This is a genomic window from Pantoea latae (assembly GCF_002077695.1).
GTDB lineage: Bacteria > Pseudomonadota > Gammaproteobacteria > Enterobacterales > Enterobacteriaceae > Pantoea > Pantoea latae.
This window is the reverse complement of the sequence record NZ_MWUE01000003.1, coordinates 140,728-155,090: the sequence shown is the minus strand read 5'-3', so window position 1 is coordinate 155,090 and position 14,363 is coordinate 140,728. Positions and strand designations below refer to the sequence as shown.

Sequence of the window (14,363 nt, the reverse complement as noted above, 5' to 3'; positions counted from 1 at the left end):
GCATACCTCATATGATAGAAAGGTGACCTGGCGGCGGCCATTAAAAAAGAGGCCGGATCGCTCCGGCCTCATTATGACTTTATTTCAGCTGCTTATGGCAAGCTATAGGCAATGATATTATCGCCGCGTTCAGAGGAGTGCGGCGAACCACCGGCAAAAATCACCACGTACTGCTTACCGGTTTTTTCCGACCGATAGGTAACCGGCCCGCTCTGACTGCCTACCGGCAGACGCGATTTCCAGATCTCTACGCCGGTATGGCTGTTGAACGCGCGCAGATAGAAATCCTGCGTGCCAGCAAAGAACAGCAGGCCGGAGCGGGTCGCCAGAGAAGGACCCAGCGTCGGCATACCCAGCGGCATCTGCAATCCGACGGGAATACCGAGCGGCCCCGTATCCTGCACTGTCCCGACAGGCACCTGCCAGGCAAGCTTATGGGTTTTGAGGTTAATCGCCGACAGGGTGCCAAACGGCGGAGCCTGACAAGGCACGCCCAGCGGCGACATCAGACGTTCACGCAGCGTGCCAAACGGAAGTCCTTTCTGGACGATCCATCCCATCCCTTCGCTGGTGCCTTGTCCCGGCGGGATATCTTTGGCCGCGACCATCTTGTAGTACAGACCCAGGCGTAAATCGTTTACGAACATCAGGTTTGTTGTAGGATCTACTGACACGCCTCCCCAGTTGATTCCGCCAAGCGAACCCGGATATTGCAGAGCCATATCCAGGCCTGGAGGGGTGAAGATGCCTTCATAGCGGCTCGATTTAAAGCGAATACGGCACAACAACTGATCGAATGGCGTTGCGCCCCACATGTCCGATTCTTTCAGGGTTTCGTTACCAATACCCGGCATTGATGAGTAGGGTTGCGTAGGCGAGTAGCGTTCGCCTGGCAAATTACCCTTCGGTACCGGACGCTCTTCAATCGGCGCGACTGGCTTACCGGTTCGGCGATCTAACAAGTAGATCATGCCCGTTTTCGAGGTTTCAGCCAGCGCGGGCGTGACCGAACCGTCGTCGTTTTTGATGTCATACAGCAGCGGCGTGCCGGTAACGTCGAAATCCCACAGATCGTGATGTACGGTCTGGAAATGCCATACCGGACGGCCTGTGGAGACGTTAACGGCCACGATAGATGAGCTGTATTTGTCATCATTTTCTGTACGCTCGCCGCCAAAGAAATCGGGCGTCGCGTTGCCGGTCGGCAGATACACCATGCCGAGATCGGCATCGTAGGACATCCCTACCCAGACGTTGGGCGTGCCGCGCGTATAACCTTCTGGCGAAAGCGGTTCGCGAGTGACCGCCGGGTTACCTGGATCCCAGGCCCATACCAGCTTACCGGTCACGGCATCAAAAGCGCGCACAACACCCGGCGGCTCGCCGGTCTCGAAGTTATCAATGACGCGGCCACCGACAATCACCAGGTTGCCCGCGACCAGCGGCGCAGACGATTGCTGATAGTAGCCAGGCTTAACTTCGCCCATGCCTGCTTTTAAATCGACGACGCCATTGTCGCCAAAGTTTGCGACAGGTTTACCTGTGTGCGCGTCAATAGCGACGAGGCGGCCATCGCCAGTGGGGAAGAACAGGCGCTGCGGGCTGACAGAGGTGTCCAGTGCGCTATTGGGAGAAACGACATTTTTGGCTGTCGTTGCATCAAAATAGCCGGTGCCGCGACAGCGCTGGTAGGTTGAGTTGCCGCGTCCAGCCGTGTAGCGCCATTTTTCCTTACCGCTATCGATGTCATAGGCGATTAGAGAGGTATAGGCCGTACAGACATATAAGCTGTCGCCAACCTGCAGTGGCGTATTTTGATCTTCAGCGTCGCCTTTATCCGGTACGACGGCTTCGCCGGTGTGCGCCGTCCAGGCCACCTTAAGGTCTTTGACGTTTTCCGGCGTGATGTCGTTCAGGGTGGAGAAACGAGAACCTTTGGTATCACCCGCCCAGGCCGGCCAGTCTTTAGGGCCTGAGTTCGGTGCAACGTCATGCGCGGTTTTGTCATTTGCGGCGACTTCGCCATTGCGAATAATGCCTTTCGGCTGGAATGAGCTGATAAAGGCGGCAATCACACCGACTGCCAGCACGCTGCCTAAGCTGCATGCCCAGCGACGGGTGCGAACTTTTGAGGTGAGCAGCGGCACAGAGAACGCTATCAGCACCGCACCCGCTGCAGGCGCGAACAGGCGTGAGAACAGCGGCCAGAATTGCAGACCGACATCCCACAGTGACCAGATAACGCTATAGATGAGGGTAAGAGCGTACATCAGCGCGCCAGCCAGGCGGCGGCGCGTAATCAGAACACCGCTGCACAGCAGCAGAATGCCGGCAATCAAGAAATACCAGCTGCCCCCCAGCCAGGCCAGCCATCCTCCGCCGCCAATAAAATAGAGCCCTGCCAGCGTGGTCACGATCCCCACCAGCATGAGCCAGGTCCGTCCGGTTTTACCCGGCTTATCTGCGTACATAATCATTTCCCTTCAGAATAAATACCCAATCACAGGCTTTTTCACCGTTACATGGGGCTCGACAAAACCCATCTCTGTTCCTGTGCCTTTTCAGGCAAATAACGTCTCCTCCCGCGCTGTATTAAAAGCAGGAAAAGTTAGCCTGTCTGGCTGGCACTTGATAAACCTGTTAAGACGCTACGTTAGTCAGAGATGGCGCGTAGAAGCCTCCTGTAAATGCTATCCGCTCTATTGCATACACTTATGCATACAAATGGCGGGCGCAGAATAGATCCTTGTCATTAACAAAGTCAATGAAACGCATTTACATAACTTTAAATTGTTACCGATGAGACGATAAATGTGATCTGCATCACATATCATTAGCAATCAGGCAGGGGGAGTAGCAAAATTACCCACATATTAACAGGGAGTTAGGGGGAATCGGCTGGATACAGGCGCATGCAGAGGCAGGGAGCCTTCTGAGCCCAGCTCAGAAGGCTGTAAAATCATGGATTAACGCACATAGTCAGCGCCGGTGATGTCGATGGTCGATCCAGTCGCATGGCGGCATTTGCCGCTGGCAAGGAAAGTAATCATCGCCGCAACGTCTGACGGCGGGGTCACCTCCCGCAGCGGTAAATCAGCGGTAACGGCTTCTTCACCCACGCTGGCAATGTGCTCTTCGGCCATCGCGGTGCGCACCCAGCCTGGCGCAAGAGCGTAGGCAAGCACATTCTGGCAACCATATCCGCGGGCAATTCCCTTGGTCAGCGCCAGCAACCCCCCTTTCGCGGCGCCGTAAGCCAGATGCTCCGGCCCGTCGCCGCGGTGAGACGAGCGGCTCGCCATATTGATGATGATGCCGCCCCCGCGCTGGGTGAAATGATGAATCGCCAGGCGGCACAGATCCGCTGGCGCCTTCAGGTTAACCTGCAAATTCAGCTGCCAGCCGCTATCCCATGCGGCAGGATCCTGCAGCGGCGTCGCGACATAGATGCCAGCATTATTGACCAGCACATCAAGGGTGTCGGTTAAGGTTAAGGCCTGCTGCCACAGCTGATTGGCTCCCTCTGTCTGCGCTAAATCGCTCTGTATCAGCTGCAGACGTTCGGGAAAGCGCGCCAGCATCTTTTCCGCGCTTAGCCTGTCACGGCCATAATGGCCGATAATATTCGCTCCCTCGTCGTGCAGCGCTTTGACTATCTCACTGCCGATGCCTTTTGTCGCACCGGTCACCAGCACGGTTTTACCTGTCAGAGAATGCATCTTTACTCCTTGTATCAGGCGACGGCTTGCGCGCCGGTGATTTCCAGCAGTGAACCGCACAGATAAGGCGCTTCATCAGAGGCGAGAAAGGCAATAGTCGCGGCGATCTCTGCCGGCTCGCCGATGCGGCCAAACGGCACCAGCGCGTTGAGTTCGTCAAGCGAGCGGCCGCTACGGGCGAGATTGCTTTCCAGCATCGGGGTTCGCACCTCGCCAGGGCAAACCGCATTGACCCGCACGTTGTGGGGCGCGTAGTCGCGAGCCAGGCTCAGGGTGAACGCCGCTACAGCGGCTTTTGAGGTGTTGTAGGCGATATGACCCGGCGCGGGATGGAGTCCCCACTGTGACGCCGTATTCACGATGGCGCCGCCGCCCTGCGCGATCATCTGCGGCAACACGGCGCGACACATATGAAACAGCGCATCGAGATTAACCGTGAAGGTCTCTTGCCAGTCCGCATCGCTTAATTCCAGCAGCGCGCCGCGTCGGTTTATACCGGCATTGTTAACCAGTACGTCGATTCGCGCTTCCCGCGCGGTTAGTTCAGCGACAAACGCCGCAATCTCATCTCGCTGCGACAGATTAACCGCGCGCCACTGCGCACTCCCGCCGGTGGTGCAAATATTTTCTGCCAGCGCGGCGGTGGCATCAGCATGGCTGTCAACGATCCATACCTGTGCCCCCTCGTCCGCAAAGCGACGACAGACCGCATCGCCAATTCCTCCCGCACCGCCGGTGACAATGACATTCTTATTGTGAAAGCGCTTCATCGTGACTCCTTTTACCCATCATTCGTTATGAAAAGTTTGTAAAAGACCCGGCTGGTTTTTGCCGATGGCAACGATGCCGGCAAGAGTTCGCGGGCGTGACAAAGCCGCAGAGACTATAAATTCAGCTCCATGTCTTTTAATAAATTACGCTGCATAAACGTCAGAAAGCGATTTTGAAACAACATCGTGTGTTCGTGCGCCCGCGTATCCGCTAAATCGGCATCGCCCGATCGAATCGCGGCAATCAGCTCATCATGATCGCGCCCCAGCTTTGAAGGCGCGTCCTGACGCGTCATAAAGTCAAACTGCAGATGCTGTATGCGCTGCCCCTCCGAGAGTAATTTGTCGTAGTACTTCGACAAATAACTGTTGCGCGCCGCGGCGGCAATGGCCAGATGGAATTCTTTATTGCGCTCGGTCATGGCGCTGAAGTCGCCTTTATAAACCGTTTCCATATAGGCGTCGTTGGCCGCCTCGATAGCCACCATATCTTCATCATTGCGGTGCAGTGCGGCCAGCCGCGTGACCGCACGCTGTACCAGATCCAGCGCCGTGATGTAGTTAGGAAATTCTTCAATTTCAAACGGCGTCACAATGGCTGTGCGGTTAGGCAGAATGGTGACCAGCCCTTCGCTAACCAGACGCGCCATCGCATCCCGTACTGGCGAGCGCGACAGGCCAAAGGTGGTCGCCAGGGAGATTTCATCCAGCTGTTCGCCATGTTTGAGTTGCAGAGTCAGGATCTGGCGGCGCAGCTCTTCATAGATATAGCGTCCGCCATGTCGACGGCCCGCACCCTCTTCTTTCTCACTCTTTTTGGTCATTATCCGTTTCTCTGGCTAAAAATTTTCAGGGCATGTTAGCGGGTCCGTACCTGTCAGGACAATGCTGGTCCCCAGGTGTCGCTCAGCATAAACCCGGCGGCAAGGGGATCGTCGGGATCCACGCCCAGCTGCTGGAAACCATATATCCAGGCTCGGCCGGTGACGCGCGGCAAGACCGCTGGCCTGTCGCCAACCCATGTTCGTCCGCGCAGCTCAATAGTGAACTCGCCGTTGATTGTTGAGCGCGAAGTCAGCTCATCGCCCGTGTCAACTTCGCCTCGTGCAACCAGAGTGGCAAGATTCGCTGAGCTGCCGGTGCCGCAGGGCGAGCGATCCACGCGACCCGGCGGCAGCGTAGTACAGGTGCGCCATACGTTGTCCGCTTCGCGCTGACGAAACATCACATAAGCGATTTCGTTGATTTGCGGCAGAAGCGGATGTTCCACTTTAATCTGTTGATTGATGTAGTGGCGGAAATCGACGCCGTAACTGGCCAGCGCGCGCGCATTGTCCGGGCCGATGGTCAGGCCGATTTGCTCAACGTCGATCAGGGCATAATAGACACCGCCAAAGGCGATATCCGCTTTTACGCCGCCTACGCCCGGGATATCAAATTCGCGATCGAGATGCTCGACAAAGGCGGGCACCATATCCAGCGACACGCTAACGCAGCGACCCTCTGAGCAGTGAGCCAGCGCCGTGACCACACCCGCAGGCGTGTCGAGCACCACCGTGGTTTCCGGCTCCTGCATGGCGACCATGCCGGTCTCCAGCAGCGCAGTCACCACGCAGATGCAGTTGCTGCCGGACATAGGATGCGCTTTGTCTGCCTGCAAAACGATAAAGCCGGCGTGAGCGCCCGGCACCGTTGGCGGCAGCAACAGGTTGACCGACATTTGTAAACAGCCGCGCGGCTCCAGCATAACCAGCCGCCGCAGGCTGTCATCGACCTCATTGATGTAATTCATCTTGTCGAGCATGGTGGCGCCAGGAATATCCAGTACGCCCGCCGTGATGACCTTACCAATCTCGCCTTCACAGTGCACATCAATCAGCTGTAACGTTTTTTTCCAGCGCATCGAGTTGTCTCTTATTTGAGGTACCAGCCCCAGGGTTCTTCACTGTCGTAACGGGTGATCTGCTTGGTTTCGAGGTAATTATTCAGCCCCCACTCTCCCAGCTCCCGTCCAATGCCGCTCTGCTTATAGCCGCCCCACGGCGCTTCGGTAAAGGTGGGCTGCGAACAGTTGATCCAGACAATGCCCGCCCGCAGCTTACGCGCCACGCGTTCAGCCCGCTCAGAATCGGCTGACATGACCGCCGCGGCCAGACCAAACCGGGAACGGTTCGCTGATGTGACCGCCTCCTTTTCGCTATCAAACGGCCGCAGGCACACCACCGGGCCAAAAATCTCCTCGCGCCAGATGTCACTCTCTTCCGACATATCGGTGAAGATCGTCGGCTGCAGGAAATAGCCTTTGTCATGCCCAGGCGGACGTTTGCCGCCGGTCAGCAGCGTGGCGCCCTGCTCTACGCCTTGTGCGATGGCGCGCTGCACCTTTTCATACTGGGCAGCATTCACCAGCGGGCCCAGCAGCACGCCGTCGTGCATGCCGTTGCCGGTGGTTAATTTCTCCGTCTCTGCCACCAGCCGCGCCAGCAGGGGTTGATACAGATTTCGCTGTACCAGTACGCGTGAGGTGGCTGAGCACACCTCGCCTTTATTCCAGAAAATGCCGAACAGGATCCACTCCACCGCTTTCTCGATATCGCTGTCGTCAAAGACGATAAAGGCGGATTTGCCTCCCAGCTCAAGGCTGACGTTTTTAATATCCGCGGCGGCAGCCTGCATAATGCGGCGGCCTGTCGGCACGCTGCCGGTAAAGGCGAGTTTATCGATATCGGGATGTTCAGTGAGCGGCGCGCCGGTCTCGGTGCCAAAGCCGGTAACTACATTCAGAACGCCAGGCGGCAACTCCGCCTCGCGCGCCATCTCCGCCAGCTGCAGGGCGGTTAATGGCGTCACTTCAGAAGGCTTCAGCACAACGGTGCAGCCCGCCGCCAGCGCCGGCGCCACTTTCCATGCCGCCATCAGCATAGGGAAATTCCAGGGAATAATCGCGCCGCACACGCCGACCGGCTCTTTACGCGCCACGGCGCTAAATCGATCGTCAGAGAGGGTAATCCCTTGCTCTCTTTCCTCATCCAGCTTTTCTGCCAAATCAGCATAAAAATTGAAACAGTATGCTGTGTCACCGATATCCCACAGCGCTTCGGGCAACGGCTTGCCGTTATCGCGAACCTCCAGTTCTGCCAGCATCTGTTGTTTATCGCGGATCAGGCTGGCAATACGGCGCAGATAACCGGCGCGCGCCTTTCCGCTCAGCTCTGGCCATCCACCGTCATCGAAGGCGGCGCGCGCTGCCTGAACCGCGCGATCTATATCTTCCCGCGTCCCGGCTGCAACCTGCGCGATCGCCGTTTCCGTCGCCGGATCGAGCGTGTCAAAGCTGCCGCCTTTTACTGGCGCTACCCATTCCCCGTTAATAAACAGTTTGTTGTTGAAACTCATGTGCGGTCTCCTTCCATAAATCGATAGGCGCTAAACGGCGTCAGATCCTGCGCGGTGGGACGCTGTGCCGCCAGGTCAGCAATAAGGCGTCCCGTGGTGGCACCCAGCGTCAGGCCGAGCTGACCATGTCCAAATGCCATCAGCACGTTAGGCAGACGACGTGAGCGGTCAATAATCGGCTTAGTATCCGGTAAAAAGGGACGATGGCCGACGCCAAACTCTTTGTCAGCGACATTAAGCTGAGGCAGCAGCTTGCGCGCCTTCTGTAGAATGATCTCGGCGCGTCTGAAATCCGGTTTAGCGTCTGCGCCGGCAAACTCAATCGTGCCGCCGATTTGCAGGCCGCGCCGCATTGGCGTAAAGCAAAAGCCACCATCGGCATAAATAACGGAATGACGGAACTCGACTTCCGGCTCGGGCAGTAGCGCCTGATAGCCGGAAATGCCGGTCAGCGGCACGCGCACGCCCAGCTGCGAAAAAAAGCGCCGTGAACCGGTGCCTGCGGCGACCACCACATGATCGGCCGAGAGCGTTCGGCCATCACGCAGCGAGACGCCATAAGCCCGGCCCTGAGCATCGAGGATGCTCGCGGCTTCTGAATCGACCCGCACGCCGTCCTGCCGTATAAACGCCTCGGTAAGCGCGGCAATAAAGCCTTTGGTATCGCTGACCGCGCACCAGTCGGGAAACAGCACGCCGGTGGAAAACTTGCCCGCCAGCGCAGGCTCCAGGTCGGCAATAGCGCTGGCATCAAGCGTCTCTGCCTTAAATCCCAGCTGTTCGCGCAGCTGCAGATGCGCCCGCTCGGCGGCCAGCCCCTGCGGCGTATCGAAAACCTCTATGACCGGCCGCTGGCCAAGCAAAGCTTTATCCGGGCAGAGCGCCAGCAGCGTCGCGAAGTCGGCATAAACCTCACGCGTCAGCGTCGCCATGGCGTGCGATATGGTCTCGATTCGACGATGGCGCGCGTTGGCTACAAAGCGCAAAAACCAGGGTAAAATAGCCGGCACCGCGGCCGGACGCAGCGCCAGCGGCCCGGTCCGATCGAGCAGCCAGCCTGGAATACGTTTCAAGATGCCCGGCTTTGAGAGCGGGATAATTTCGCTTACGGCCATCTGCCCGCAGCTCCATTTCGCGGTGCTTTCCCCTGGCGCAGCCGGATCGATAAGCCAGACCTGATGCCCTTCCTTTTGCAGATAGAGGGCGCAACAGACGCCCACTATGCCCCCACCGATCACCACTGACTGCTGCTGTTTCGACATGTCGTATACTCAATTAAGCGGCTGACAAATGTATGCTATTCGCCAGCCTGCGCGCCAATCGTTTTAACCCTGAGACGCTTCAAAGATTTTGCGGAAATCCGCTTTCTCTTCAGCGGTTAACGGTTGCAGAGGCATACGCGCCTCGCCGGGTTTGAATCCTGCCAGTTCACAACCATATTTCACTTTTTGAATAAATTTACCCTCTTCCATGCTTGCCATCACCGGGAACAGGGAGCGCATAACGTTCTGTGCACCGGTTAGATCCCCACTGCTGAACTTGCGGTAAAAGTCGCAAATTTGATCCGGGAAACAGTTAGCCGGCCCGCAGATCCAGCTGCTTGCGCCCCACATAAAGAAGTCAAAAGCAACATCATCGGATCCACAGGAGAGCTGGTAATGCTCTTTATAGGTGTTGCCGATTTCTACGGCTCGCAGCACGCTGCCGCTGCTTTCCTTGATGCCAATGACGCGAGGATGGTCTTTAAAAGCGTCCAGCACGCTAAATCCTACTTCGACATTGGTTCGCACCGGATAGTTATACAGCACCAGGTTGATGTCGCTGAACGTATCCAGAATCGCCTGGTAGTGACCGATCAGCTCTTCCTGCGACGGCAGGGCATAATAAGGCGGCGCGATAAGCAGGTTGTTGTAACCGGCCTCGACCGTCTGCTTAACCTGCTCCAGCACTTCACGGGTACAGGAGCCGTTGGCACCGGCAATCAAGGTGCCGCGATCGCCTACGACCGTTTTCACCGTCTTCAGCACCTGACGGCGCTCTTCATTGGTCAATGCATAATATTCACCGGTAGAGCCAAGCGGCACAAATCCGCTCACGCCGGCTTTAAGCTGATATTCCAGAATATTGGCCAGTTGATCATGGTCCACATTGCCTTGCGCGTTAAACGGGGTCACCAGCGCGGGTAAAATGCCTTGCATCTTCATCATTACGACTCCTGTAAGTCAGTTATCAAAGGGCATAACGCCGTAACAAACGCGACTCGACGACGCCTACCAGGCGCGTTAAGGGGAATGCCACAACGAAATAGATCACCGCGACGGCGGTGAGGAATTCAACGGGACGCGCCGTGCTGTTTGAAATGTTCTGGCCAACAAACATCAGGTCGGCGACGCCGACGGACGAGATCAGCGCGCTCTCTTTAAACAGGCTGACCACGTTCGACAGCAGAGTGGGCACCGCGCGCAGCAGCGCCTGCGGAAAAATGACATAGAGGATTCGGGCGGCCGGCGTCAGGCTGAGCGCTACGCAGGCGTCGTGCTGTTCTCCGGCAATCGATTTCAGCGAACCGCGGAAGGTCTCGCTGGTTATCGCCGCCATGTACATCACCAGCGAGAGCGTGACGCATACCCAGGGCGAAATGTTGAGCTGGAAAACCACCGGAAAACAGAAAAATACCCAGAAAAGCTGGATCAGCAACGGCGTGCCGCGAAAGAACTCAACATAGAGCGTGAGCAGCCAGCGCAGCGGCGCAAAAGGCGATAGCCGCAGCAGACTGATGACAAAGCCTGCCAGACTACCCAGCACCGCACAGCTCAGCGTAAAGGCCAGCGTGATGCCTAATCCCTGTAACAATACCTGCCAGTAAGAAAAAACCTGCGAAAAGTCGAGTGTCATGATCTGCGCCCTATCGTGATGTTGCCGCGTCCTGACGACGCTCGATCCAGGAAACCAGCTGAGAAATCGGCAGCGACAGCGCAAAATAAATCAGCGCGATCAGCGAGTAGGTTTCCAGCGGACGATAGCTCTCTGTGGCGATATTTTTTCCGACGTACATCAGGTCTGAAATCGCCACAATCGCCACCAGCGCCGTCTGCTGCAGAATGGAGATACCGTTGGTCATCAGCACGGGCAGCGCGCTGCGCACCGCCTGGGGCAACACCACATAGAAGGTTTGCTGCAGGCGGTTCAGCCCCAGCGCAATGCCTGCATCGTGATGTTCGCGCGGCACTGCCTGTACGCCGGCGCGGTAAGCTTCGGCGTTAAAAGCCGCCAGATTTAATCCCAGCGCTAAAAAGCCCATATATATTGGATCGATAAACAGGTTAAACATCATCGGGACGCAGTAATAGAACCAGACAATCTGAAGCAATACTGGCGTGCAGCGAAAAAACTCAATAAATAATTTCGTGGGCCAGCGGATAATGGCCACGGGGCTTATCGCCATCATGCACAGAATAAACCCCAACGTCAGGCCAAGCACGTTCGCCATCAGTGAAAGTTCCAGCGTGATTTTTAATCCATCCCATAACGCATCGAAATTACCACTGAGAAAGTGGAAATTGAATTGATATTCCATCCTCTTCCCCTTTAATTAAGGTGCAGCACTTTTTCCAGAAACTCACGCGTGCGCGTCTCTTTTGGGCTGGTGAATACCTTCTCAGGATGACCCTGTTCAACAATTTTTCCGTTAGCACAGAAAATAACGCGTGAGGCGATATTTCGAGCAAAATGCATATCATGCGTGACAATAATCATCGCCATTTTTTGTTCCGCTAGCTGCAGCATGACATTTTGCACTTCTGTCACCATTTCTGGATCCAGCGCCGAGGTGACTTCGTCAAATAGCATCAGTTGCGGCTCCAGCATCAGCGCGCGAGCAATCGCCACACGCTGCTTTTGACCGCCCGAAAGCTGGCTGGGATAGGCGTGGAGTTTGCTCTCCAGACCAAAGCGCGCAAGCAGCGCGCGCGCCTTATCGATGGCGATTGTTTTTGAAATTTTATGCACCTTAACCGGCGACAGGATCAGGTTTTGTAATACAGATAAATGAGGAAAGAGCGTGTAGTGCTGAAAGACCATTCCTATTTTTTTCTGAATAGTATGATCTACGATTTTTGCCTGTTTATTTTTATCGCCAACGATATAGTGCTGTTTCTGGAAATTGATCGTGCCGCGTTGAATGCCCTCCAGACCCATTAAGACCCGCAGCAGCGAACTTTTACCACTTCCGCTTGGCCCAATAATCACCAGGCGGTCGTCGCTTTTCATATTGAGATGAAAATTATCCATTACCACTAAATCGCCATAGGCCTTGCTCACATTGTCCAGTTGAATAAAGTCCCCTTTATTGAATTCGTTGATAAATAAAGGGCGGATATCTTGTGGGCGCGTAGGGGCCGCCGCCAGATGGGTTGAGGCATTCATAATGGTTTCCTCCGCTGCGTGCGAAATGCACACGAGTAGATAAGTGAAGTCGGGTTTTATTTCGCCGCGTTGGCCTGTGCAGACGCCTGATTCACCAGCCTGTCGATCTCGCCCGTGGCGCGACGCTGGCTTAAATAGATATTAAGCACATCCAGATCGGCTTCTGAAACAGAACGCGGTACGCCGAATGAAACGCCCTGCTTAGCCAGCGCCGGTGTGGGGAGCACTTCTTTCGCCCAGTCGGGATTGGCCAGCGCAAAAAGATGGTTGGTATCGCTGGCATCGACCAGTACATCTGCACGCCGTGCCATCAGGGCTAAACGACTCTCATCATTTCCCGGCATGCGCATGATTTTGCCCTTTTTGATGACGGCGCTGAGCGCTTTGTCCTGCGCGGTGCCCGACATCACGGCGAAGGTCACCTCTTCTTTGTCATAGTCGGTAATCTTGCTGCCCAGGCCGTTAACTTTCGGGTTCTGCTTATTCACCAGAAAAGAGATCTGGTAATCCTGTGCCGGCGAGGAGAAGCCGATCGCCAGCGCGCGTTCTGGCGTCTGATTCAGCGCCATCGCCAGATCCCACTTGTCGCTTTGCAGTCCCGCTACCAGCGTGTCCCAGCTGGCATCGACGAACTGCACTTTTACTTTCAACACATTCTGAGCAAAATCCCGGCACAGCTCGGCAAAATAACCGCTGTACTGCTGGGTTTTTGGATCGCGCATGACATAGGGCGCAGCCGGCGCAGCGCCGCAGCGCAATACCCCTTTTTGCTGAATGGCCTGCCAGAAATTATCAGCAGCCTGAGCGGAGGTGACCGATGCCAGCAGCGCACTGCTTAGCGCCAGACAGCAGCTGATTTTTTTGAGAGCGGAAAAATGAACACTGACCATAACAAACCTCGTCCAGACGTTGATGTTGCGAACAGGAACGGTTGGGTATGCTACCCGTTTGTGTGCAAAGTTGTATGCATTAACAACTCGGAGAATAGAAGCACGAAATTAACAAAGTCAACCAATATGGTTTACTTATGATCAAACTTTGACGTCGATCCACAGATGCATGTGATCGACATCATAAAGAGAGGCGTGGCGGAATTTAGAGGTCGAGCGACTGAAGGAATTTTTCAAGGATGGCATTTGCCCGGCGGCCGTTACGGGTGGCAATACCGATATTGCTGGAGAACTGCATTTTTTCCGGCGCCACGGGACGCATTAAACTTTTCTCTACCCATTGCGCGGCATAATGATCGGGCAGAAAGCCCATGAAGCGTCCCGTCAGAATTAAAAAAGCAATGCCTTCCCGATCGGAGGCAGTGGCAGTGCAGTGCAGCATTTGATGCATGCCTATCGCTTCTGCCGTCATACGAAAGCTGGGCGCGATGGCGTCATATTGCAACAGCTCTTCATCATCTGGCTCGTGTTCTGCGAGAAAAAGAGGATGGTTGCTACTGCAGTAAAGTTTTGATTTTTCACCATAAAGATGTCGGTATTCCAGGCCGGAAACAGGTGATGTTAAGGGTAGCGCCCCAACATGCAGGCGACCATCCATGAGTCCTCGCTCGATTTCCGCTGCCGTCATCATGCTGATGTTAATGCGTATTTCTGGCCCGTTAGCACGCAGTGAATCGAGCGCATGGGTGATTTTCATCTGCGGCTGCGTGACCAAATTATTAATTATTCCGATATTGAATTCGCCACGCAGCTGTTTATGCATTTGATTGACCTGCTGACGAAAATTTTCAACCGCCGCCATCATACTGTCGCTGTGGCGAAGTATTTCGCGTCCTTCATCCGTCAGGGAAAAACCCGCCCGGCCGCGCTGGCAGAGTCGCATACCCAGCCGTTTTTCCAGATCGCTCATATTCAGGCTAATCGCGGAGCGGGTAATGCCGAGCAGACTTTCAGCAGCGGAAAAGCTGCCACACTCGCTCACGGTTTTGAAAATGCGCAAAAGCTTAAGGTCAAAATCAGTCACCTGCGCCAGAGATTTGCTTTTCATATAGGTGAGTTTTTCCATAAGTGAAGTTGAGTTTATATGGATTTAACTTAACCAT

General features: G+C 55.4%; 13 protein-coding genes. All 13 read right to left on the bottom strand.

Features of this window, described 5'->3' with window-relative positions; translation table 11 throughout:
* Positions 1-92 precede the first annotated feature (92 nt).
* A complete protein-coding gene (locus B2J69_RS00885) occupies positions 93-2,429 on the bottom strand; it encodes a membrane-bound PQQ-dependent dehydrogenase, glucose/quinate/shikimate family (RefSeq protein WP_407944728.1) in 2,337 nt (778 codons plus the stop codon).
* 537 nt (positions 2,430-2,966) lie between these two features.
* Positions 2,967-3,719: an SDR family NAD(P)-dependent oxidoreductase gene (locus B2J69_RS00880; protein WP_081134934.1), complete on the bottom strand. Its 753-nt coding sequence runs from the start codon at positions 3,717-3,719 to the stop codon at positions 2,967-2,969.
* A gap of 14 nt (positions 3,720-3,733) precedes the next feature.
* Positions 3,734-4,489, bottom strand: coding sequence for an SDR family NAD(P)-dependent oxidoreductase (locus B2J69_RS00875; protein WP_081134932.1), 756 nt, complete (start codon positions 4,487-4,489; stop codon positions 3,734-3,736).
* Positions 4,490-4,602: 113 nt separating this feature from the next.
* Entirely contained in the window at positions 4,603-5,313 is a 711-nt protein-coding gene (locus B2J69_RS00870; RefSeq protein ID WP_081134930.1) for a GntR family transcriptional regulator, read from the bottom strand.
* A 53-nt stretch (positions 5,314-5,366) separates the two neighbouring features.
* The gene (locus B2J69_RS00865; RefSeq protein WP_081134928.1) at positions 5,367-6,392 is read right to left on the bottom strand and encodes a proline racemase family protein; all 1,026 of its coding nucleotides are present in this window, start codon (positions 6,390-6,392) and stop codon (positions 5,367-5,369) included.
* Positions 6,393-6,403: 11 nt separating this feature from the next.
* Complete coding sequence (locus tag B2J69_RS00860) at positions 6,404-7,885, bottom strand: aldehyde dehydrogenase family protein (RefSeq protein ID WP_081134926.1); 1,482 nt, start codon at positions 7,883-7,885, stop codon at positions 6,404-6,406.
* Positions 7,882-9,147: an NAD(P)/FAD-dependent oxidoreductase gene (locus tag B2J69_RS00855; protein ID WP_081134924.1), complete on the bottom strand. Its 1,266-nt coding sequence runs from the start codon at positions 9,145-9,147 to the stop codon at positions 7,882-7,884. Before B2J69_RS00855 ends, B2J69_RS00860 begins: the two co-directional genes overlap by 4 nt.
* Positions 9,148-9,210: 63 nt before the next feature.
* On the bottom strand, positions 9,211-10,092 hold the full coding sequence (locus B2J69_RS00850) for a dihydrodipicolinate synthase family protein (protein WP_201789467.1): 882 nt from the start codon (positions 10,090-10,092) through the stop codon (positions 9,211-9,213).
* Between the two features lie 22 nt (positions 10,093-10,114).
* A complete protein-coding gene (locus tag B2J69_RS00845; RefSeq protein WP_081134923.1) occupies positions 10,115-10,780 on the bottom strand; it encodes an amino acid ABC transporter permease in 666 nt (221 codons plus the stop codon).
* Between the two features lie 10 nt (positions 10,781-10,790).
* The gene (locus B2J69_RS00840; protein ID WP_081134921.1) at positions 10,791-11,462 is read right to left on the bottom strand and encodes an amino acid ABC transporter permease; all 672 of its coding nucleotides are present in this window, start codon (positions 11,460-11,462) and stop codon (positions 10,791-10,793) included.
* A gap of 11 nt (positions 11,463-11,473) precedes the next feature.
* Positions 11,474-12,175 (bottom strand): amino acid ABC transporter ATP-binding protein, encoded by a 702-nt coding sequence (locus tag B2J69_RS00835; RefSeq protein WP_236722678.1) that lies wholly within the window; start codon positions 12,173-12,175, stop codon positions 11,474-11,476.
* A gap of 191 nt (positions 12,176-12,366) precedes the next feature.
* The gene (locus B2J69_RS00830; protein WP_081134917.1) at positions 12,367-13,200 is read right to left on the bottom strand and encodes a transporter substrate-binding domain-containing protein; all 834 of its coding nucleotides are present in this window, start codon (positions 13,198-13,200) and stop codon (positions 12,367-12,369) included.
* Positions 13,201-13,405: 205 nt separating this feature from the next.
* Entirely contained in the window at positions 13,406-14,326 is a 921-nt protein-coding gene (locus B2J69_RS00825; RefSeq protein WP_236722670.1) for a LysR family transcriptional regulator, read from the bottom strand.
* Between the last annotated feature and the right edge of the window lie 37 nt (positions 14,327-14,363).

What these genes read in the sequence shown, in the direction of transcription:
- B2J69_RS00885 (WP_407944728.1), bottom strand. Translation starts at nt 2,429, where the DNA reads ATGCTGGTGGGGATCGTGACCACGCTGGCAGGGCTCTATTTTATTGGC.
- B2J69_RS00880 (WP_081134934.1), bottom strand. Translation starts at nt 3,719, where the DNA reads ATGCATTCTCTGACAGGTAAAACCGTGCTGGTGACCGGTGCGACAAAA.
- B2J69_RS00875 (WP_081134932.1), bottom strand. Translation starts at nt 4,489, where the DNA reads ATGAAGCGCTTTCACAATAAGAATGTCATTGTCACCGGCGGTGCGGGA.
- B2J69_RS00870 (WP_081134930.1), bottom strand. Translation starts at nt 5,313, where the DNA reads ATGACCAAAAAGAGTGAGAAAGAAGAGGGTGCGGGCCGTCGACATGGC.
- B2J69_RS00865 (WP_081134928.1), bottom strand. Translation starts at nt 6,392, where the DNA reads ATGCGCTGGAAAAAAACGTTACAGCTGATTGATGTGCACTGTGAAGGC.
- B2J69_RS00860 (WP_081134926.1), bottom strand. Translation starts at nt 7,885, where the DNA reads ATGAGTTTCAACAACAAACTGTTTATTAACGGGGAATGGGTAGCGCCA.
- B2J69_RS00855 (WP_081134924.1), bottom strand. Translation starts at nt 9,147, where the DNA reads ATGTCGAAACAGCAGCAGTCAGTGGTGATCGGTGGGGGCATAGTGGGC.
- B2J69_RS00850 (WP_201789467.1), bottom strand. Translation starts at nt 10,092, where the DNA reads ATGATGAAGATGCAAGGCATTTTACCCGCGCTGGTGACCCCGTTTAAC.
- B2J69_RS00845 (WP_081134923.1), bottom strand. Translation starts at nt 10,780, where the DNA reads ATGACACTCGACTTTTCGCAGGTTTTTTCTTACTGGCAGGTATTGTTA.
- B2J69_RS00840 (WP_081134921.1), bottom strand. Translation starts at nt 11,462, where the DNA reads ATGGAATATCAATTCAATTTCCACTTTCTCAGTGGTAATTTCGATGCG.
- B2J69_RS00835 (WP_236722678.1), bottom strand. Translation starts at nt 12,175, where the DNA reads ATGGATAATTTTCATCTCAATATGAAAAGCGACGACCGCCTGGTGATT.
- B2J69_RS00830 (WP_081134917.1), bottom strand. Translation starts at nt 13,200, where the DNA reads ATGGTCAGTGTTCATTTTTCCGCTCTCAAAAAAATCAGCTGCTGTCTG.
- B2J69_RS00825 (WP_236722670.1), bottom strand. Translation starts at nt 14,326, where the DNA reads ATGGAAAAACTCACCTATATGAAAAGCAAATCTCTGGCGCAGGTGACT.